Genomic DNA, 19,875 nt, shown 5'->3' on the forward strand with positions numbered 1-19,875 from the left:
TCCGACCATCATATCCCAGCCACCGCTGCTTCGGGGACGACCACTCAACGCTTGACGCTGTCCCTTTCGGCCAGTCGTCGGTGCGACGATGCACGACGTCCTTACGAGGTCGTCGCGCAGGTTGGCACGGGTTTGTTAGACAGTGGGCGAGCCTGGCCTGCGCAAAATCGTCGAGACGTTCGCGTTTTTGTTCGTAGGCTTGTGGCGTTTTCGATTCCGTGAAACCCTCTTGGGATCAGCCGTGTGGCGCCAGCCTACGGGCCTCCATCGACGCGGGCCTCCACCGACGCGGGCCTCCATCGACGCGGGGCCCGAACGCTGCTAGGGCCCGAACGCTTGCGCGAATCGGCTAATGTCACTGGTGTTTCGCCGCCCGATGGCTGCTGTGGGTCGACCGCTATCGCGGAATGATTTCGCGTGAATTCTGAACCATCACCGAATTCCGGTATTGCGCCGCCCAGGGCGAGCCCCACGGGCGACGGCCCGGAAGGGCCATCGTACCTCAGAAAAGCATCGCCCTGGGCTGGACAGTCCCTTGACGCGACTCGCGCGTTGACCCACCGCCATTGCAAAATGCTTGACGCGATTGACCGGAACTGCCATGCTACTGCCAGCGAACTGATCGCCGCTCGACCGGTCTTCTTTCTGGAATTGCTTTTCCAAAGACAGGATCGAGGCATCGGACTACCCGATCACTTTTGTCATTTGCACACAAGTAGACTTGGGAGAGACCGATGGAAGATGCACGGCGCGCGTTGGAACGGTTCTGGGGTTACGATTCCTTTCGTCCCCTTCAGGAGCAATCGATTCGGACCATTCTGGAAGGTCGCGACAGCCTGACAGTGTTGCCTACCGGAGCCGGCAAATCGATTTGCTTTCAAGTCCCCGCCTTGTGCCGGGGACACCGAGGTCGTGAAGCCTCGCGGGAGCGCAACTTGGCGGTCGTCGTGTCACCTCTGATTTCGTTGATGCAGGACCAAGTCGACGCGCTGACGGAGAAAGGGATTCCTGCGGCGCTGGTCAACAGCCTGCAAAACGAGTCGGAAAAGCGGAAGGTTGCCGATCGGGTACGTTGCGGCCAGCTGCGATTGTTGTACCTGGCCCCCGAGCGGTTGCTGTCACCGAAGACACTGGGTTTCCTGCGACAGCAGAAATGCGTGCGTTACTTTGCAATCGATGAAGCGCACTGCGTCAGCCAATGGGGCCACGATTTCCGTCCCGAGTACCAGGAGCTGAAAACGCTGAAGCAGTTGTTTCCCGACGCCTCGGTCCACGCCTTCACCGCGACGGCTTCCCAGTCGGTGCGGAGCGACATCGCCTGTCAATTGGGACTTGCCAACCCGTGCTATCTGGTGGGAAGTTTTGACCGCCCCAATTTGACCTACCGCATGCCCCGGGCCGGGCAAAAGATGCAGCAGATCATGGACGTCGTGCAGCGTCATCGCGGCAAGTCAGGCATCATCTATTGTCTCAGCCGGCGTGACGTCGACACGACGACCCAGGCGTTGCGGACGCTGGGCATCAACGCCAAATCCTACCATGCCGGCATGACCGGTCCGCAGCGAAAATCCCACCAAGACAGCTTCATGCAGGATCGCTGCGACGTCATGGTCGCGACCATCGCCTTCGGCATGGGGATCGACAAACCCGATATCCGGTTTGTGATCCACAACGGCATGCCCAAATCCGTCGAACACTACCAACAAGAAAGCGGTCGCGCCGGTCGCGATGGGCTGGATTCGGAGTGTGTCTTGCTGCACAGCCCGCGGGACTTTCTGGTTTGGAGTGATGTGATGCACGGCGAAGCCAGCCAAGTCGCCCGGGATTCGTTGCAAGCCATGTTTGAACTTTGCAACGACGTCACCTGCCGGCACAAGGCGATCGTCGAGTACTTCGGACAGGACTACGGCGTGATGCGCTGCGGTGCCTGTGATGTTTGCCTGGGCGAACTGGTATTGCACGAGCAATCGAGTGCCATTGCACAAAGCATTGTCGCGTGCGTTCGAGATCTGAAACAAAAGTACGGTGCCGGACACGTCGCGCGTGTGCTGTCGGGAAAATCCGACAAACGCGTCCTTCAATTCCATCATGATCGAATAAAAAGCTTTGGAGCGCTCGATGAGCACGGCTTGATGGCCATCAAGGTCTGGATCCAGCAGCTGATCAGCCAGAAATACCTGTCTCGCAGCGGGTCCTACAACACGCTGGCGACGACCGCAGCGGGTCGACGTCTGCTCCGCGGCCAAGGAACGCCCAAGTTGACCGCGACCGCGCGCAATCAACAGTCCGTCGACGGGAATCAGAGCTTTGTTCCCGCCATCAGTTCGTTGGCCGCCTTCGAGTACTTTCGGTCCGGCGATTCGATCGAATCGGTCGCCCGAAAGATGTCCCGCGCCGAAAGCACCGTGGCCAAGTACCTGACCGACTACATCCGGCACAACGGCATCAGCGATCCGACACCCTGGGTGAAACCCGAAACGGCCCAACGCGTCTTGGCTAACAAACATCTGGCCGGGGACGGAAAACTAAAACCGATTTTCGACCACTTCAACGGCGAAGTCAGCTACGACGAAATCCGCATCACCCTGGCTTGCGACCGATAGACAGCTGCGATGCATCTACTGCATCCCATCCGTTACGGTACGGGATGCACGAACCGCAATCGTGCGGTAGTGATAGATGTGTCTCATGTAATGGTCGAGATACTTCACTCGAGTGGGTATCCCCTCGGGCAGGGATCGCGGATTGCCCCGTGCATCCTTTGGAATCCAAATTTTGGCGATCGCGTCGGCACCTACTTCGTAGCCGAATTCAGAGTACGGATCAGCCGTGTAATCATCGCGACCGAGCCCGATCTTCTCCAGCAGCGCCAAGTCCGACGGCCAGCGATTTTCCTGCAGTCGATATTGTTTGACCGCGATCGCCGTTCGCGTCAGCCTCAATCCCGTTTCCAATGAATCGATAGCGTCTTCGGTTGACATTTGATGAGAACTCAATTGCTGGGCAGTTCCACTACCAACCAGCACTCCCGCGAGCTTCGCGACCAGCGATCTGTTTTGCAAATCGTTTTCGTATTGGTAGTTCCACTTGGCACTATGCAAGTCGATGGCTAACAGAGGATCCCACGGTTCGTACAATCCCGCCCGGTCGGCGCTAAGTTGCTGAAACGCAGACAGTTGATCTTGAAGTCTCGTCAGTTGGTTGGGCTCGTCCCAAAAGCCAGCAAAGAGGGATTCAGCGATCAAACGTTGATGCGTACTACTTGCCGGTGCATGCCACAAATAGAAACGAAACGCCGCGGAATAGTCCATCGCGGGCGCGATGTCGACCAACAGTTGCAATGTTTCGAGCGCTCGATCAGCATCCTTGTCGACGACAGCAGCATGAAACTCGATTTCCAACAGATGCATGAAGGGTAGCGAACCCCGCGTTTCAATGTCCCACATCGGGCCAACGACATTGGGATTCCAAACCGGTGTTTCATCGGCAAGCAACTGTTTCATTTCATCGATCAGTGGCTGTGCTTCATCCGAGAACCGTTGCAATACATCGGGAGCGATCTGCCATGCACCGGCTTGATCGGTGGTTTCCAGCAACCCGTCGAAGCGAATTTCGAGGCCTTGTACCGCAAACGCTAACGTTTCCCACCGTGCCGAGTTGTCGGTCGATGTATTGGCGTCGTAAACGGTCGCTTGTTCGACGACCGCAGATCCATCGCCTGATCCGGTTGCATGGTGTTGATGGTCCCAAGCCGTCTTGACGACCAAAGCGACGGTCAAAACAACGGCTGCGGCCATCAACAGCGGAGGCGCAATCAGTCCAGTCAACCATCTGCGTTCCAGCGGCGTCATACGTTTTCGCGATGAGGTTTCAATCTGTGATTGCATTCTGCGTCAATTCCTTTTCCCAAGCAGCGAACCATTGGGCACCGGGATATTTGGATCGAATTTCGGTATTCAACAAAGCAGCCTGTGAGGCACCCTTGCGACGCGCTCGATCGCTGTACGGGCCCTGTTCAAACACTTGGTTATTCCCGCTAATCAATTCATCCAGCGTTTTCCGTTGCTGCAACGACGACTGCCCCTGTTCTTCCGCGTCCAATAGCTCAAGCAAATGGAACGCAATCGAGTCGATCGTGTGGTTTCGAAAGAGCCACTGACCTAACATGCCGCGGTGAATTCCAACCCAGACGTCAATCGAGTATCCGCCAAACCGATCCGCAGGTGATCCGCTTTGACGATCTTCATTCCAGTTGTACCAAGAAACCAAGACAGCCCGGCGACGAGCGTCCGACCATCCTTGTCTGTCGGCGATTAGCTCCTGTGCTGCCTGCGCAGCGGGCCGGTCCAAGTGCATTTGGTATTGGGGGCTGGCAAGCGTGTCTGCGACCCAAAACACTATCGCATCGGCGTGATCTTGATCAATCACCCGCGGACTTCGTCGCAGCCTCCGCGTCAGTTTCGTCATGGTATCCATCCATTCATTTAGCTCAGCCAACGCAGCCTCGTCATTAGGCGACTGAACAAACCGAACCCTTGCAAATGATGCGAGCGATAGGATTCCATCGAATGTCGTCGCTTCACACATGACACCTCGCTTCTGAACGTCATCAACATAAACATTTGCCAAATGGGCGGCGGAGAAGTCTCTGTCATCATAGGCCACCTCGGACGTGTAATCGCCCGTTCGATTCACGACTGGAAGTTGCCTGCCGCCAACCGGTGTCTGGAATGAGACTTTGTAGGTTGGCATTCCCACTGATCCGTTGGCTTTCGTCGCCCGTTGCGCCATTGATATTCTTTGCGCGTTTGTGATGAATGGGTAAGTAACGTACTCCACCGTGCAGGGAATCAATGGAATCGTGACGAACAAAACAAGTGCAGGGACAGACTTTGCGAATAGTTTGCGTCCCCGCACCCCATCGGCATACGTTCGCATCGAAAACAAAGTCGCGAGAAGCGGGACAAAATACCAAACCACTGCCAGTGCGATGGTGATCGGTGCGCCGATCCTCGTCGTCCCGCCTATCGAAATCACCGCGCCGGCTGACAACAGAGAAGCGGCGGTTGCCGCGGGCGCTAACAGCAACGAAATGGACAACGCCCGACAGTTTTGGCCGATCCATTGTGAGATGCTGTAGCAGTAGACCGCCAAGAGTAGGACGACCGTCAACGGCGGAATATACAGGTAGTGCCTGTCTTCGCTGTCCACCGATTTCGAGATCACACCGACCACAAGGTAGAGCAATGATGCGACCCCCAATACAGCCACCGCCAATAGATGCCGTCCGAGCCAGAGTTTCGCCGGCGAAGCACCACGATCGGAAAAAAAGCGTAGACGCTCAGCTTTGCCGTCACCGGTAAAAGCGAACACGCCCAAGCAACAGACGCCCAACAGGCCGCTGAAGACAAGCAACGTACCGCCGCTGCGCGAGCTTCCGATATACGGCAGACCGCCGGCGGTGGAGCCAATCACGCCCGCAAAAATGAGAAATACAATTCCCCAAAGCGCAAGTCGATTGCTGCCGAACGATTGTCTGAATATCGCCAACGAGGTTGACCGAAAGGGTTGGTCAGGGACACGCCGCGATGTCTCACCGGATGTGCCGAACGATGAGCCGAACACAGCGTAGGGTGAAAATCGATTTGCGTCCTTGGATTCCTTCTCCGCGCCCGCCGGCGACAGGACACGCATCGCCGCCCGCCATCCGAGTGCCCCGACAATGACGGTAGCAATCAGCGTTACCGCAAGGGCCGCTAGATCCGAAGTCACCGGATCCAAAAAGGCCGTTCCGACGTGTGCCCGGCGGATGTACTCACCAAGGTGTATGACTGCAAATGGTGCAAACGCCAACGGAACAATGGCGATCAGACTTGCGAACGAGTTCTTGATTCGCCAGCTGGTATAAAATCCACAAACGAAGATGTAGAAGGTGTGCAGATGCCAGGACAGGAACGCAACCTGTTGTGTGATCGAGGCCTCATGACGCAAATTTGGTAACAGCGGAAACTTGAACCCGTCCGGAAACGCGCCGACCATCATTTCCAGTTTGATCAGTGCCCAGCAACCGATCCACATCACGCCGAGTGCAGACGCGCAAACGATCAGCTTGATTCGGATCAGGCGTCCCGGTGAGATCGGCATCGATGTGAGCCACAGGATCGTCTTTTGATCACGCTCTTGACCGACAGTCATGGCAGCCACCCCGACGGCAAACAATCCTGGCAACGCCAGCGGAATATAGCGGCCATATTGACGCATTGCGTAGATGTTGTCCGGTGACATTTGCGCGACGAGCATCAATACCAGCCCGACGGCAAACAAAGCCACAGCCAATGGAAAGAGCTGACGAACTTCTTTCCAAATCAAGCCACGGTTATTGATCAGTGCTCCAGTCATACCACGCCTCCTTCGATCTCCACCGCCGCTTCGGCACGATCGATTGCTTCCCGCGGTGGCGACTTGCCGGTAAAGGCAATGAAGATTTCCTCGAGCGACAATGTTCGTTCGCTAACACCGGTCACGCCCACCCGGCTTGCCAGCAAGTCGTGCATCCCGGAGTCATAGTGACGAATCACCATACTGCGTTGCCGACCATAGCTCGCTTCGCCGAGAACCTCAGCCGGCTCGGGAAGTGCCGGCAGGACAACAAGCGGATCTTCTAAACTGACGGCCACCTCGATGACCGAATCCTTCAGCGTATCTAACGGTTCACAAACACGCACGATGCCGTCGTGAAGGATTGCGATGACGTCCGCCACCCGTTCAACTTCAGCCATCTGATGGCTGGAGAGGAATACCGTTCGCCCGGACGCAGCGCGATCGATCATGCTTTCCAAAAAATCACGGCGGACCTTCGGATCGAGCCCCGAAGTCGGTTCGTCCAGAATTAGTAATTCAGGATCGTGAGCGAGCGAAAGAGACAGCGCAACTTTTGCACGCTGGCCCTTGCTCAAATGACGGATTTTACGATCCTCCGGAATCTCATAACGGCGGATGGATTCTTGGTAACGCGGCAAGAAATGTTTGTCGTAGAGTGTGCCTGCAAACCATCCGATCTCACCGACGCCCATCCAGTCATACAGCGCCGGCGCGTCGGAGACATATCCCGCTCGGCGTCGGATTTCCAAAGCGTCCTTTGCAGGATCCAGATTCATGACCCGGCAGGTTCCCGATGTCGGCATTTGAAATCCCGTCAAGATGCGTATGAGCGTCGTTTTGCCGGCACCGTTCTCGCCGAGCAAGGCAAAAACCGTCCCTTCGTCGACGTTCAGCGTAACACCGCGTAACGCATCGCAGCCCCGAAAACGCATCGTCAAATCGGATGTCTGAATAATGTGATTCATGAATGGGATGCCGCGTGAAAGAGGTGCGGGGGCGGTGATGGAGTCTGCAAATCCGATAGGAAATCTAAATTCAGTCGGGAACTGGTGCCCCAATCTGAGCCACCTTTCCCTCCAAGGCCTTCAGTTTGCGTGAAACGATCTGCTGGACTTCTTTCCCCGACAGCCCAGCGCTGAGGGCTTCGGTTAAGACGCCGGTGATACGATCCGCAATGATTTCTTTGCGTTGAATTCGGCAAGTCGCGGTCGCACCATCACAAACGACCATTCCCTTCCCGCGCAGTGTTTCAACGATGCCTTCGGCTTGCAGATCCTGTAACGCCCGTGTGACGGTGTTTGGATTGACCGTCATCTGCTGGCTGAGCGCTCGAACGCTGGGAATAAGCTGACCGGGACGCAACGTCCGTTCAGCAATCGCAAATTTGATTTGACGCACGATTTGCAAATAAATCGCAACGCCGTTGGAAGGGTCAATCGTGAATAGCATGGCTTCGCCACATCTCCGGCTACCTGGTGTACTAGATAGATGGTAATGCGGGCAGGTAAGCGTGTCAAGCAATGCGGTTGACGCGAGGAAAAGCGGCAACTGAATCTCAGTTTGATTCCCGCTGCCATCATCAAGAAGTGTGGCGAACAGCCCGGCTCGGATGGCCGCGACCGCAAGAGCCCCAGCGAATCCGGGCGAACCCCATGTCCACGCTTGTCGTCGTAGCGGCCGCGGTGTCGATCTGCCGGCACAAAGTCTGCAAGACCTCCTTTGTGGCTGACATACAAGAAGGCTGACACACAAGAAGAACGAGCCCTCGTGGTAGGAAGAAATCCAATCAGGGGACCGGGCGGACGGACAGAACCGTCCAAGATAGCCAGACGATCGATCAGTGAGTGCGAGGGAAAGGTTGCCCTGCGGTTGCATCGATCGAGCGCAGGTCAGCCAAGTCAGCCGTGAGCCATCAGCCCCGTGCCCTCATCCGTCATTCCGATTCAAGGCAACCTTTCGGGGACACTGCGATCAATTGGCCCCGCGGATGGCAATGCGCACCAACGGATCTCATCTTGCTTTTTATCTGTGGGAACGCTTTGCCATCCGTGGTTGATTCAGAAGGCGCCCTGGAAGTCTATCCGCTCATGGACGCGGGAAGCGATCGTCCCGGGCGGAATTATTGTGGCACTCCCCCGCAAAGCCGGAGAGAAGGGAGCCGTTCGACAGGCTGTGCATCACCGGCACCTACGTTGCCGTCCTTCTGGGACACCTCACCCACCCAATCCGCTCGGATTCGAACGACTAAGTGTCCCAGTCGACGGATGACAGCATCCGCGCCATCCCATCTGCGCAATCGGTGGAACCATTTGCGCTCTCGATGCGTCTTTGGTAATGCCGCGACCAAGAGAATTCTGGAATAGGATGGCGGTGCAGAATAAACGCTCTTCGAGGACAACAATGGCCATTCGGCTTGTCGCATCCATTTTTTCAGTCGTCTGCATCACCGGTCTGAGTTTTGCCGCTGACGGCGGCGATCGTTTTGGGCTCACCCCCGACCGGCCCACCCTGGCGATGACGATCCAAGACGGTCCGGTCGGCATCCACGTCGCTCGGGGTGATCGAATGGTTGCCTGCGAATTCGATCCCAACTCACCGCCGAATCGGTTGCCCTCCAACACCAAAGCGATCGTCTTGATCGATCTGAAGACGGGTCAAGAAATCAGTCGGATGCCGTTCCGTGAACCGTTGGTCGTCAGGACGACCGCCTGTTCATCCGACGGCCGCTACTTGGTGGTTTGTGATCAACGTTCGGCGCGACAGTTTGACTTGGAGAACGGGGTGCTGATTCGCTCGTTGCCGGTCAACAGCACTCGAAGTTTTCCGGTGATTTCTCCGACCGAACCGGTGCTCGCACTCTGTGACGATCGCGATATTTCGCTGTGGGACCTGACCGATGGCAGTCGGATCGCTGACCTACCCGCGCATCCGACGTCCATCGCCAGCTGCGACTTTGACGATCGCGGAACGTCGATTTTGTCAAGTTGTCAAAAATTGACCCGCCGTTGGGATTTGGCCACGAAATCGTCCAAGGCGATCCCCCTGGACCACTCGCTGCAACACATGTCCATCGCCCCCGATGGGACGCAGATCATTGGCCAATTTCAAAAGACGGTGATGGAGCGCGGCGTGGCAAGCTTTGACGCGCGGTCTGGGCGGCGACTTTTGCACCTGCCGTACCACTCCTGGCCGGTTTTCGATTCCAAAGCCGATCGTCTGTTCAGCTGCGATGGTAGCAGCGACGAAGGGACTGCGATCGATGCGGTCCAGATTCGCTCACTCGCATCACCCGATCGAATTCGTTATCTCCCGTTCGCCCCCGAAGTCAACGCAATAATCAGTCGCAATCCGTATTTCTTCACCGATGGCCTAGCGCTCTCACCGGATGGCAAGTACCTGATCATTCGTCTCGAGTACGGTCGACTGTCACAGGTTTGGAAATTGGATCCGTCGATGGATTCGTTGGCGACGGAATTTGATCCCGCGCTGAAGCATCTTCACAATCCGCTGACGCCGAAAGTCGCCTCCAAACCGAAGACGCGTGAGGAGTTGTTTCTCGAAGAAATCCGGGGCATCGAATCCAAGGTTCGCGAACTCAAGGACCAAGGCAAAGTCGCGGAAGCGGAGCAAGCGATCCAAGACCTGTTGGCGGCCGGCGACCGACGTCTGCAACGTGCCCCGATCCGGCATCAAAACCTGATCCGCAACTGCGGCCAAGCGTATCGACACGGATTGGGAAACAACCAGCAAGGATTAGAACTTCTTCAGCGGGCGATTCAGATGGCCGAATCGGACGGGCGATTCGGTGACGGTTGGACGTATTTGTTGCGACAGATTGCCGATACGCAACACGCGCTGGGACAACACGACGACGCGGTGGCAACGTACCAACGATACCTGGATCACCAACGCTCCCAGGGCAACGCGATCGACTCCTACGAATACCGACAGATGGCCGAATTCATTGCCGACGCCCGAGATGCCCAAGCCGCCCTCACTTGGCGCGTCCAAGCGTGGGAACGGTCCGACGAACAGCACGGCGCGCTCAGTCGTCATACACGCGATCTTTTGGACGAATTGCTTGCCGACGTGCGCGAGACGGATCAATGGGAATTGCTCCAACCGGCCTTGGTCGAACACTACAAGCAGTCCAAGCGATTGCTAGGGCCGCATCATCCCGACACCGCCCACGCAGCGGCCCAGCTCGCGCTCCTCTTCGAGCGATTGGGAGAATTCGAGCTCGCGTTGTCCGGAATGGATGAAAGCCAGCGGGCGTTCCGGGACCACGTCGCACGGACGTTGCCTCTGTTGTCGGAGACCGAGCAGGCGGAGTTTTTGCGGCAACGGTTTCAGCCCGCGTTTCACGACGCCTTGGAAATGGCGGCGCGATTGAAATCCGTCCCCCGCGCCGCCGAGTTGTCCGCCGGTTGGGTCTTGAATGCCAAAGGTGCTTCGACGCGTGCCCTGGCCGAGCGGCATCGCATGACCGCATCGACACGCGATCCCGAGGTCCGAAAGACCGCGGAGCAAATTGCTGAAGTCCGCGAACAAATCTCATCGCTGACCTTGTCCGCTCTTCAAAATCCTACCAACGGACTCAAACCCACGGGCGCAGTGGCAGAGCTAAACAACCAGCTTGAAACGCTCCGCAACCGCGAATCGGAGCTGTCATGGCAACTCGGTTCGACCGGCTGGACGGAGCTTCGACATTCCCCGTGGAGCGACTTGTCCAGTGTGCGTGAACGCATCCCCGACGACGCGGTGCTGTTGGAATGCGCGGTCGCCGGCGTGCGGACCAAGCTGGACAGTTCGATCACGCGAGAATTGATCTCGATCGCGCCAACGCATCGCGGAATGCAGGCCATGGTCTGGGTCATCCCGCCGGTCGGCCGCGGAGAGATTCGATTGGAAGTGGTCTGCGATGACTGGGACAAACTATCTCGACCGCTGATCCAGTTGCATGCCTGCTTGGGCGGGCAAATGATTCCCAATGATTTGATTGCAGCGATCAACCAACACCTCGACGTCATCTCGACACAGGTCTTGTATTCGCTGCCCGACCAAGTCATGACCACACCCAAGTGGCTCGTGTCGCCCGATCATCAATTGTGGCGCATCCCCTTTGCGGCCTTGACGAAAGCTGATGGCAAGCGGGTCATCGAAGACCACGAAGTCCAGTATCTGCTGAGCGGTCGCGACCTGTTGGCGACCGAGTCGGTTGATCCGGTGTCCGCACCGATGATGGTTGCCAATCCCGACTACGGAAACGAGGCGAACGGCCAGTCCGACGCCGTCCCCTTCTCACCGTTGCCGGGAACCGCCAAGGAAGCAGAAGCGGTGTCGCCCTACTTGCGAACCCTGACAGGGTCGGTTCCGCAGGTCTTTCTCGGAGCCGGCGCCGCAGAGGATGTCGTGAAAACTGCCAACCGGCCCCAGATCGCCGTGTTCAGCACGCACGGGTTTTCGGAATATCGACATGAACAACACCCGATGGCGACCTGCGGCTTGGCGTTTGCCAACGCGAATTCGGCCTTCGGTGGCCAAGGCGATGGCATTTTGACAGGACTGGAAATCTTGGACTGCGACTTTCGTGGGACCGAACTGGTCGTCTTAAGTGCCTGTCAGACCGCCGTCGGCAGCGCCAGCAGCGGTGAGGGCGTCGCGGGATTGAGCCATGCCTTTCGTCTCGCGGGCGCGAAAACGGTCGTGGGCACATTGTGGTCGATCCCCGACCAGATCACGGCCGATCTGATGAAGGACTTCTTTGACCAGCTTTCCGAGGGCAAGCCGCCCGCAGCGTCGCTGCGATCGGCTCAACTGGCAACAATACGTCGACTCGATCAACAGGGGCTTCCCCCCATGCCGCACCTGTGGGCCGCATTCACGGCAACCGGGATTTCACAGCCGATCGGCGCCCGGGCGAGCGCCGAAGAGGCGCCCGAGTTCCGGACCTGGCGAAGTACCGACGGCAAGCATACGACCGTCGCCAAATGGATCGCGACCAAGCAAGACCGAGTCGTCCTGCAAAAGAAAGACGGTGATCAAATCGAAGTGAACCTGAACCATCTGCACGCCGACGATCGCCAATGGCTCCGCGAGCGTAAAGGGGACGGGGGTTGATAGATCACTCCGCTCGGTTCGCCAACGGTGATCTACAACTTAGCCTGGGGTGAGACCGGATGAGCCCCAGCGAATCCGGGCGTAACCCCAGGCTATGGATGTGAATGCCCTTCGGGCAAGTGCTGCGGAATGACTTCCGCAGTATAGTGGAACAGCCTTCTGAACTAACAAAGCAGATCGATGATTCCAACTGAGCGGTACTAACTAAAAAGTCGCTCAGTAATACAATCGACGTCCCACGCAGCGACAGGGAATCGCCTGAAGGCTAAACACCAACGGTTCATCCTTTTTCGCTTTCGCGGAAATACTCGTTCGGGAAGTCTGCTTGCGGTGCGTGATCGGGATGCCGCCAGGGAAAGTTCGGGCCGCGGTCTTCCAACAACGGAACCTCGTTGCCCTCGGACTCTTTCAGCAGCGACCAGAGCGTCTGGTTCATTGATTTGATCCGCCCCTGATGCGATGGATCATCGATCAAGTTGTTCATTTCTTCCGGATCGTTTTCCAAGTCATAGAATTCGTCGCGGTCCCACAGTCCGTGACAGCGGATGTATTTCCAGCGGCCACCGATCACCGCGTGCAGCGTCGGCGTGTGGGGATAGTTTCGTTCCCAGTAGTATTCGTACAGCAGGTGCTTTCGCGTCACATCCTCGGTCGACGTGCCGCAGATGGATTGCCACAAACTGACGCCGTCGACCGCCGCGGGGCACTCCGCGCCGGCGGCTTCCAATAGCGTCGGCGCGATATCGATGTTGCCGATCAAATGGCGGTAGGTCTGTCCGGCCGGGATTCGCCCCGGCGCCTTCATCAACAACGGCACCTTGGCGCTCGCTTCATAGGCGACGCGTTTGTCGATCAAACCATGATCGCCGAATTGAAACCCGTTGTCGCCCATGTAGACGAACACGGTATCGTCAGCGAGCCCGGATTGTTGCAGGAATTGGTCCAAGCGACCGACGCTGTCGTCGACGGCCAGGATCGATTCACAGTAGCGGCGGTAATAGACCGTCGGTGAAAAGTCGGCCATGTTGTATCCGAAATCGACGCCGTGCCGACTGTTACGCTGATTGCGGACCCACATCGGCAACTTTCCGGCGGCCATTTGTTCGGGCGTGGGAATTGGGATCGGCAACGGTTGGTCATCGTAACGACCGCGGTGACGATCGGCGGGAACGAAATCCGCATGAACCCCTTTGTGGCTGACGTACAAGAAAAACGGTTTGTCGGATTGTCGATTCGCCAACCAGTCGATCGCATAATCGGTCAGTTCATCGGTGATGTAACCTTTCTGATCGACACGCTTTCCATTGACATTGAAACCGTCGTAGGTCGTTTGGGGCACTTCGCGCGTCGTCCCATGACCATCGGGCCAGTACGTGCCTTGCCCCTTGAACGCGACCCAATGATCAAAGCCGCGCTGCGGGTCGTCGATGTCGCCGCCCATGTGCCATTTGCCGATGAAGGCGGTTTGGTAGCCGGCTTTTTGCAATTGTTGCGGGAAGAACACCAGATCCGCATCAACCGGATGGTAGTTGTCGACGACGCGGTGATTGTGCGCGTATTGTCCGGTCAAGATGGACGCGCGGCTGGGGGAACACAGCGACGTCGTCACGTACGCGTTGGTAAACATCGCGCCGGAAGAGGCGATCGCGTCGATGTGAGGCGTTTCGATGAACGGATGCCCGGCGGCGCCGATGCAGTCATAGCGATGGTCATCGCAAAGGACGAAGACGATGTTGGGCGGTGCGGCGGATGCGTGTTGACCGGTCCAACACCCGAGCAATCCGATCGTGAACAGGAGCAGTGGAAGACAGGCCGAAGGGCAGAGTAGACGTCTTTGAGGCATGAGATCGTAACAGGGCGCCAGTTGAATGAAAGACGGCTGGGAAATTGCCATGAAAAAACCCACCGATGGCAAAGCGTACCCACGGATGTAAATCGGCATGGGATCCGTGGGTACGCTTTGCCATCCGTGGGCTGATCTAATTTCAGGTTCGTGGCTTGAGTTCGACCTCGACGGCCACTCAAGCCGACGATCACTGTTCGCGGATGTCCGCGGTTAGGATCGCTTTGGCGGTGACCGATTCTTCACCGGCGGTGGTGATCAAGACGGTGACCTTTTGCGGGCCCTCGGCGTCGGTCGGCACGAAGGTCGCCGGAACGATATGAATCGTCTTGGCGACGGCCACTTTGGGGAACGTCACGTCCCAGCCTTCACAGGTGATCGATTCGATCGTGAACGGGGTAGCGCCTTTGATCACCAATCGTTTTTCGATCTTTTGACCGGGCTTCAAGCTGCCGAAGGCGATCGCTTGGGGCGAGATGCTGAGCGGGCTTTCGACCGTTCCGGTGACGGGGAAGGGGACTTCGGGGCGTTTCGTGTCGTTGGTGATCACGATGATTTCATTTTGGAAGGGGCCCGTGGGGGCATCTTCGCGGACCGCGACGGTCAATTCGTAATCGGTCCGCCCGGCGCCTCGGCTGACCAGTTTTTTGTCCGGGACCAGCCACGGCACGTTGCTTCGCACGTCGACGATTTCCCAATTGCTTCGTCCGGCGTACAGCACCCGCGTCGACTTTGACGCCGATTCGCCTTGGGCAACCGTTCCGAACTCGATCGCGCCGGGATGGAAGACCATGTCGCTGCGGATGTAGCCGTCGACCCGCAAACGGACTTCGCGATAGAAGGGCTTGTCGAACACGACGGTCAGCGTCGCGCCTTTTTTGCCGCGGAAGGTGTCGGTGTTGAACCGTGCCAAAATCGATCCCGTTTGGCCGGGTTGGATGTATTCGGTTTCGACGATCGGCGTGGTGCAGCCACAGCTGCGGCGAACGGTCTGGATGTGCAGCGGCTCGGTGTAGGGGTTGTAGACGGGAAAGCGGAATTCCGTTTTCGATGCCACCGCGACGGTCCCAAAGTCATGCGTTTTGATGGCGAACGCGTTGTCGGGCCATTGGGACTGGGCTGCGGCGCCGGCGGAGATCGAAATCGAAGCCGCAAGGACAACAAGGGCGGTGACGGTGGCGCGGAACATGTGGTGGACTCCCCCCGGATGGCAGTTGTATGGTGTGACAAAATTCATGTAGCGCGAATACTCCACAAGGTGCTCCCCGCTGGAGGGAACCTAGGTCAAGAAATCGCATCCCGCGGTCGCGTCACCACAAAATCCTCGCCTTGTCGCGCCGCCGCTTTATCGCCAAAACGGCGCGCTGGTCGATCGTTGGGAGGGTTCGGGGAACTGTCCTGGTTGGACCGGCCGGTGGACCCTTGTCGCATTCTCCGGTATGAATCCTGGTACGATGGGAATGATTACCGAATCCAACAAGTTGGGCAAGGGAATCCCCCGAACTTGAACTGTTTTTCCACAATATCCGTACCACCGGATGTTCGGATTCTCACGTCTGCGTTGACTTGATGGACAACCCACCCAATAAACAGACCGCAGCCGACACCGGAGGCCCCGAGCGGTTTGCCGCTGCACTGCAGCGAGTGCGTGACGGCGACGACGAAGCGATCGGCGAACTTTGGGACGGCTATTTCCAGCGTCTGGTTCGACTGGCGGCCAAACGGTTGCCGGCAAACTTGAAGCGGGCCGGCGACGAAGAGGACATCGCTTTGTCGGCCTTTCACAGCTTCATCGCAGGAATCCGCCGCGACCAATTCCCCGATCTGAGCGGCCCCGACAACCTGTGGGGGTTGCTGATCACATTGACGGGCCGCAAAGTCAACGCGCACCTGAGATTCCAGACCCGTCAAAAACGTGGCGGTGGCGCCGTGCGTGGCGAGTCCGTTTTCATGCATAGCGACGACACCCGAAAGTCCCCCGGCATCGGCGGAATCTCCGACGAAGCGATGACGGCGGATTTGAATGTCGAGCTGGAAGAGGCTTGCAACGCGCTGCTGGACCAATTGCCCGACGCCCAATTGCGGCAGATCGCCGTGATGCGGATGGACGGCTTTCTGGTGGACGAAATCGCCGATCGGCTGGGGATCAGCAAACGTGCGACCGAACGCCGATTGCAATTGATCCGGCGGACCTGGTCGGAAGCTGCCCATTCCGACGAAGACGACCCGGACGAGTCTGATTGAACCGATGCCCCGGTGGAAACACGATGAACTTGGACGACCTGACCGCCGCCGAATTAGCCGCCATCGACACGGTGTGCCTGGAGTTCGAGGAATGTTTCGACAGCGAACGTCCGCTGTCGGTCGAGCAAGCGATCAAGGCGTACATCGAACAACATGCCGGAACCCCGCTTCGCGAGCATATCGAACTGCTGCGTGAGGAATTGTTGGCGATCGAAAACGAGCTGCAAACCAAACGCCATCGCGCCCGTCAGGCGAGCGAATCGATCCCGACGCCTTTCCAATCCAAGACCGGATCCGATGCTCCCCGGCAGGCGTCCCGATCTCAGACGCCGCCAGACCAGACGCCTCACAGCAGCCCCTCTGTGAAGGGCCCCTTTGCCGGGCAGCGCCCGGTGTCCGACGCGATCAATCTCGACCCCATTGATCAAAAAACGCCCGACACCCATTGGATGGCTCCGCCGCCCGGATCTCCGCCACCGGGTTTTGCGACGCCTGCTGACGCCGACAACGACACCAAAGCCGACGGAACCCCCGAGGTCGCCGAGGGCGCTGCCCACGCGCGGGCACCACGCACGCGTCCTGACGACGAATCGGTCAGCTCCATCGGCCCCTATGCGATCAGCCGCGTTTTGGCCCGCGGTGGCATGGGCATCGTCTATCGTGCCCTGGATACACGGCTGGACCGCCCCGTTGCGATCAAAATGTTGGGGTTTCCCCATCTGGCGTCCTCCGATCCCAAACGCATCGAATTGGTGGAACGGTTTGAACGCGAAGCCAAAGCCGTCGCGGCGCTGTCGCACCCCAACATCGTGGAACTGTTCGACGTCGGCATGGCAGGCAGCGCGCCCTACGCGGTGATGGAATTTTTGAGTGGGCTGACGTTGGCCGACCAGCTTGCCGCCGGCCCGATGTCCCCCGAACAGACCTGTCAAATCGGAATGCAAATCGCCGGTGCCTTGGCAACGGCCCACGCGGCCGGCGTCATCCATCGCGATCTGAAACCCCAAAACGTGATGCTGGTCGACAACCACGACTCGGGCAACGATTCCGCGCCGCGGGTCAAACTGGTCGACTTCGGACTCTCGCGGGTCAGCGATTCGGCGTTTCCGGGCGATGTTCAGGACGCCGGCCGGACACGTTCGGGGACCATCTTGGGGACCCCCGGCTACATGGCCCCGGAACAAGCCCGCGGCGAATCGGCGACCACCGCGGCGGACATGTTCGGGTTCGGATGCGTGTTGTACGAAGTGTTTTATGGCAAACAGGCGATCCCGGGCGCCACTCCGGCGGATCGTCTGGCCGGTACGCTTCGCGGCGAGGTGCAATATGACCGCCTGCCTTGCGAGAAATCCAGGGTGTTGTGCGAGCTGATCGCGCAGTGCTTGGACAAAGATCCCGCCAAACGCCCGACGGCCACCGACGTCTACGCACGGTTGCGGCGGTTCGACATCAACCGCAGCGTTTCGTCGGCTCCGGACCTGGCGGCCCGTCCGGTGTGCGGCAGCGATCCCGGCGAAGGGCTGCTGCGGCGACACGTGTTGACGACGCTCGCCGGCGGACTGCTCGGCGGCATGTTCGGCTCCCTGACGCTTGGAAAAGCGACGGTCAACATGGGGTCGATCGAATCCATCGCGGTCTTGTCGCTGCGTGACGTCAACGCGTCGGCGACGGAGGACAGCGACGGGGGCATGCTGTTGGCCGACCGCGGCCTGGCCGACGGCGAAATCCTCGCTTCGGCGTTGGTCAATGAACTCTCGACCGTGGACGGTTTGACGGTGCTGCCCTATCGGCCACTGACAGCCCAGACGCCCCAACAGTTCGTCGCACTGGGTGAAGAACTGGGGGTCGATGCGTTCTTGACCGGATCTTACGAAAGCCAAACTTCGGGTCAGCAGAAGTACTGGTTGGTCAATTGGCAGTTGGTCAGCGCGGTCGATGGCAGCGTGCTGGACGGCAAACAGTTCGTGACCGAGCAAACGGTGGCCTTGCCGGGAGGGCAATTCCTGGCCCAAAGCGTCGTCGCCTCGGACATCGCTGGACAAATCGGTCGTGCGTTGGTCACGAGCGGCCAGAAACACAATGCCCCCGACCCGATGGCATATGGATGCCTGATGCGTGGGCATGCCTACGGCGACGCCGACTGCACCAAAGGGCTTGAGCGGGCGATCAGCTGTTTTGAAAAGGCCCACGAAGAGGACCCACGTTTGAGTGAGCCGTTGGCGGCGATCGCGCTGGCGTCGTTGAACCTGGCAGCGCGAAGCGATACCGCCGAATCGCTCGCCCATCTGGAAAAAGCGCGCACCAGCATGACCAAGGCGCTCGAAAAAGATCCCAGTTCGGTCGACGCCCGGGTCGCTCAAGCGATGATCGAATGGCAATCGCTGGACCACTATGACGAGGCGTACCGGTTGTTTGCGGAATTGCACCGCCAACACCGTTACAACTTTCAAGTCCAACATCAACGCGGTTTGCTGCTGGCCGCACTCGGATTGGGGGAACAAGCGATCGACGCGCTGCGCACGGCGACGAAGCTGAACCCGATGTCGATGCTGATCAAGACCGACAAGAGTCGCGTGGACTGGTTTTTCCAATACGATCGCCGTGCGTTGGTCGACGCCCAGCGGTATCGCGATTCGACGCCCGCCGGCAACCCATCCGCCAAGCTTGCCATCGGGTTGCTGATCGACATCTATGAACAACAAGGCGACTATCAGAGTGCGGCTGAGCAACAGGAATTTGCCACGGTGCCGACGTCGTCCCAGGAGTACTTTCATCTGCGGGAAGCGACCTTGGCCGAATTTCCTTACGGACCGTTCGGCTCGTCACTCAATCGCGCCATCTTTGATCTGCGAACCGACGCGGATCTCGACGATGGCCTGTTGGGACGGCTCAGCGAATCGGGGGCGACGATGTTCCCGCTGCTGCTGGCTCAGCATCCGGCATTCTTTGATCTGCGCGTCAGCCCGGCCGCAGCGCCGTACCTGCCGTCGGCCAAGGACATCACACGGACGGCCTAGCGGTTCGTCAATCCTGAGATTCGGCATCAACGAATCGTCAGGTGCGGAGGATCACTCGCGACCGCGGGGGCCGATCGGCGGGGCGACCGCCGGACCGGAATAACGGATCAACACGTAAATTCGAATCTACCGAAAAGAAATTCGATTGCCTAGAAAAAGAGTGGACGACGCGTCGCGGGCTGATCCTCGGCTGGCGCGCCGACAACTGGGCTTCAAACGGGTGCGTCGCCGACACTGTCCAACCCCGTCAACAGTCGTAATCGTCTAAGA

10 protein-coding genes are annotated in these 19,875 nt (G+C 58.4%); 4 read left to right on the plus strand and 6 right to left on the minus strand.

Translation table 11 applies throughout. The features are described from left to right. The first annotated feature begins 734 nt into the window (after positions 1 to 734). On the plus strand, positions 735 to 2,603 hold the full coding sequence (locus Mal15_RS17315; protein ID WP_147868921.1) for a RecQ family ATP-dependent DNA helicase: 1,869 nt from the start codon (positions 735 to 737) through the stop codon (positions 2,601 to 2,603). 15 nt (positions 2,604 to 2,618) lie between these two features. On the opposite strand, the gene Mal15_RS17320 is transcribed toward Mal15_RS17315, so the two are convergent. Genes Mal15_RS17320 through Mal15_RS17335 form a run of 4 tightly spaced genes read right to left on the minus strand, consistent with a single transcriptional unit; the run spans position 2,619 to position 7,929 of the window. Continuing rightward, positions 2,619 to 3,887: a hypothetical protein gene (locus tag Mal15_RS17320; RefSeq protein WP_147868922.1), complete on the minus strand. Its 1,269-nt coding sequence runs from the start codon at positions 3,885 to 3,887 to the stop codon at positions 2,619 to 2,621. Continuing rightward, positions 3,871 to 6,399, minus strand: a complete 2,529-nt coding sequence (locus Mal15_RS17325) for a hypothetical protein (protein WP_147868923.1) — start codon at positions 6,397 to 6,399, stop codon at positions 3,871 to 3,873. Before Mal15_RS17325 ends, Mal15_RS17320 begins: the two co-directional genes overlap by 17 nt. Continuing rightward, positions 6,396 to 7,439, minus strand: coding sequence for an ABC transporter ATP-binding protein (locus Mal15_RS17330; protein ID WP_390623367.1), 1,044 nt, complete (start codon positions 7,437 to 7,439; stop codon positions 6,396 to 6,398). The genes Mal15_RS17325 and Mal15_RS17330 overlap by 4 nt, the downstream gene beginning before the upstream one ends. Further along, positions 7,417 to 7,929: a GntR family transcriptional regulator gene (locus Mal15_RS17335; protein WP_233902852.1), complete on the minus strand. Its 513-nt coding sequence runs from the start codon at positions 7,927 to 7,929 to the stop codon at positions 7,417 to 7,419. Before Mal15_RS17335 ends, Mal15_RS17330 begins: the two co-directional genes overlap by 23 nt. Before the next feature lie 852 nt (positions 7,930 to 8,781). Here Mal15_RS17335 and Mal15_RS17340 point away from each other — a divergent pair. Further along, a complete protein-coding gene (locus Mal15_RS17340) occupies positions 8,782 to 12,501 on the plus strand; it encodes a CHAT domain-containing protein (protein ID WP_167546874.1) in 3,720 nt (1,239 codons plus the stop codon). A 280-nt stretch (positions 12,502 to 12,781) separates the two neighbouring features. On the opposite strand, the gene Mal15_RS17345 is transcribed toward Mal15_RS17340, so the two are convergent. Beyond that, positions 12,782 to 14,344, minus strand: coding sequence for a sulfatase family protein (locus tag Mal15_RS17345; protein WP_147868925.1), 1,563 nt, complete (start codon positions 14,342 to 14,344; stop codon positions 12,782 to 12,784). A gap of 190 nt (positions 14,345 to 14,534) precedes the next feature. Beyond that, positions 14,535 to 15,533, minus strand: a complete 999-nt coding sequence (locus Mal15_RS17350; protein ID WP_147868926.1) for a DUF1573 domain-containing protein — start codon at positions 15,531 to 15,533, stop codon at positions 14,535 to 14,537. 380 nt (positions 15,534 to 15,913) lie between these two features. Between Mal15_RS17350 and Mal15_RS17355 the strand changes: the two genes are divergently transcribed. Together Mal15_RS17355 and Mal15_RS17360 are read left to right on the plus strand one after the other, a co-directional pair. Continuing rightward, a complete protein-coding gene (locus Mal15_RS17355) occupies positions 15,914 to 16,588 on the plus strand; it encodes an ECF-type sigma factor (RefSeq protein ID WP_147868927.1) in 675 nt (224 codons plus the stop codon). A gap of 23 nt (positions 16,589 to 16,611) precedes the next feature. After that, on the plus strand, positions 16,612 to 19,605 hold the full coding sequence (locus Mal15_RS17360; RefSeq protein WP_147868928.1) for a protein kinase domain-containing protein: 2,994 nt from the start codon (positions 16,612 to 16,614) through the stop codon (positions 19,603 to 19,605). The last annotated feature ends 270 nt before the right edge of the window (positions 19,606 to 19,875 follow it).

Source organism: Stieleria maiorica, from assembly GCF_008035925.1.
Classification (GTDB): domain Bacteria; phylum Planctomycetota; class Planctomycetia; order Pirellulales; family Pirellulaceae; genus Stieleria; species Stieleria maiorica.

Coding starts and splice junctions, on each gene's coding strand:
- Mal15_RS17315 (WP_147868921.1), top strand. CDS start 735: ATGGAAGATGCACGGCGCGCGTTGGAACGGTTCTGGGGTTACGATTCC.
- Mal15_RS17320 (WP_147868922.1), bottom strand. CDS start 3,887: ATGCAATCACAGATTGAAACCTCATCGCGAAAACGTATGACGCCGCTG.
- Mal15_RS17325 (WP_147868923.1), bottom strand. CDS start 6,399: ATGACTGGAGCACTGATCAATAACCGTGGCTTGATTTGGAAAGAAGTT.
- Mal15_RS17340 (WP_167546874.1), top strand. CDS start 8,782: ATGGCCATTCGGCTTGTCGCATCCATTTTTTCAGTCGTCTGCATCACC.
- Mal15_RS17345 (WP_147868925.1), bottom strand. CDS start 14,344: ATGCCTCAAAGACGTCTACTCTGCCCTTCGGCCTGTCTTCCACTGCTC.
- Mal15_RS17350 (WP_147868926.1), bottom strand. CDS start 15,533: ATGTTCCGCGCCACCGTCACCGCCCTTGTTGTCCTTGCGGCTTCGATT.
- Mal15_RS17355 (WP_147868927.1), top strand. CDS start 15,914: ATGGACAACCCACCCAATAAACAGACCGCAGCCGACACCGGAGGCCCC.
- Mal15_RS17360 (WP_147868928.1), top strand. CDS start 16,612: ATGAACTTGGACGACCTGACCGCCGCCGAATTAGCCGCCATCGACACG.